Here is a 1,847-nt window from a genome sequence, read left to right as displayed (position 1 = left end):
TTTATATACTCCAATTGATATCTCTTGTTAATTTCGTAATTGCTTTTTTTCATTACGTTAATACTTTATTAAAAATTGGAACTTTTGTTTTTTATTTACCCTAGGAACTTTTGTTTTTTATTTCATACAAAATAAAAAAGTTAAATAATTTTATTTGGTTTATGTATATTATGTGTATAATATATTTATCAAAATATATCTGAATCGCCAAGTGGAATCGTCGCAGTTGAGACTTGGAAGTGGGATATATAGTGAGTGGACACTACGAGGAAAAAATTTTTCCGGGCACAATTCTCATTGTGCTGGTTTTTTTTATCTTATTTTTATATTTGTTATATATTTTGGATTTTTTTATAAATAAATCTATGTTTTTATTTTTTTTAATTAATAATAAGAATATATAAATTAATTTTTAAAGGAGGATCCTTGTTTCGTAATGCATGATCAAGAACAAAATATAGTAAAAAACGAAAAATAGATACTTTTTCTCACGATATAGATGGCAATAAAATATATAGACATGGTATAAGACCACTTTTAATATTTTATAGTGGTACTGATGTTTATTTTTTAAATTGCAGAAGTGTAAAGGAATATAGTAATAAATTTCCTGGCGAGGTAAAGGTGAAATTTCAAAATTCCGATATTTCTTCATTTATAAACACCTCTTCAATACAAGTCATGGATAACGCAAAATTTTTCAAAATATACAGAAAAAATGATATTACCGATGATAACAAATTAAGCTACGAAGACACAAAAGACATAATTAATGAATTAAATAATAGATTAGATTCTGATTATTTAACAATACAAAGAATATCAATTAATGAAAAGTACAAATCCGTTAATGAGGTTTTATTTTCTACTAAAATTGAGAACGATCTACCATTGAACGAAAACTTCGATAAAAGATATCTAGTACAAACGAACGAATCTGTAGCTACTGTTTTACATTTAAGAGCTCTTATTAAACATTTAAAAGTTATGGATGATGAGGAATTAACGAATTATCGCAACGCTGAAAATCTAGATGAATACATGTATAAGAACTATAATGGTTATCGTAGTAAAAATGATTATATTAAAGTATTAAACCAAATAACTGAACCTGAAAATAAGGAAGAAGTTAAATCTAAATTGTCATTATAACGCCGTGTTAAAAACGGTGTTTTTTTATAATTTTATTATGCAATACGAAATTAACATTTTTGACAATTTAAGTAATTTAAGAAGTTTATATGCAGCGAAAGCAGACGAATTAAATCGTCTAGAATACGAGTTTAGAACTAAGACTAGATTTATTACACATAAACATTTTAGAATCGCCAGAAGGCTTAAAAAACGCTGAATTACATTAGGTGGTGAGTTTGAGTTAAATATTACAATGTATGAGTTTAGTGATAAAGGTGTGATGAAAAGAGAATTATATTATCACGATAAAATTTTAAAAAACTTAGCCATTTGTAAATATGATTTTGAGCTGGTGAAAGCTTGCATATTAGCAGACCTTAATAATACAAAATTACCAACTGAAGTAGTGGCAAAACAACCATCGAAACAACATCTGTTTTATCTTAAAAAACGCTTTAAAATTGACGAACAAATTAGGGCAAAAAATAAACTAGAAATTAGTAAAAATGAAGCTATTTTAGCAGGTCAAAAAAACAGCAAAATTCATTTAGAAATTGATGATTTATTTATCAATTTTCAAGGCCGTAAATATGGCGAAAAATTAAGGTGTCGTGAAGCTATTATTCATAGTAATTTTATAGGTGGAAATAGGTCTAATAAAAGGAAGAAAAATAGGTCAGCTATTTGCTTATTTTTCTTAAAAAAACTTAGTG

The 1,847-nt window shown here is 26.0% G+C and carries 1 protein-coding gene and 1 pseudogene; both read left to right on the top strand.

Annotated features, from left to right (window positions below):
• Nucleotides 1-426: 426 nt before the first annotated feature.
• A complete protein-coding gene (locus tag N1F73_RS03615) occupies nucleotides 427-1,152 on the top strand; it encodes an Mbov_0400 family ICE element protein (RefSeq protein WP_260360145.1) in 726 nt (241 codons plus the stop codon).
• 37 nt (nucleotides 1,153-1,189) lie between these two features.
• Nucleotides 1,190-1,847: pseudogene (locus tag N1F73_RS03610) on the top strand (integrative conjugal element protein); the annotation flags it as partial.

This window comes from Mycoplasma sp. HS2188 (genome assembly GCF_025209835.1).
Classification (GTDB): Bacteria; Bacillota_I; Bacilli_A; order Mycoplasmatales; family Metamycoplasmataceae; genus Mycoplasmopsis.
This window is presented reverse-complemented; position numbering and strand designations above follow the sequence as displayed.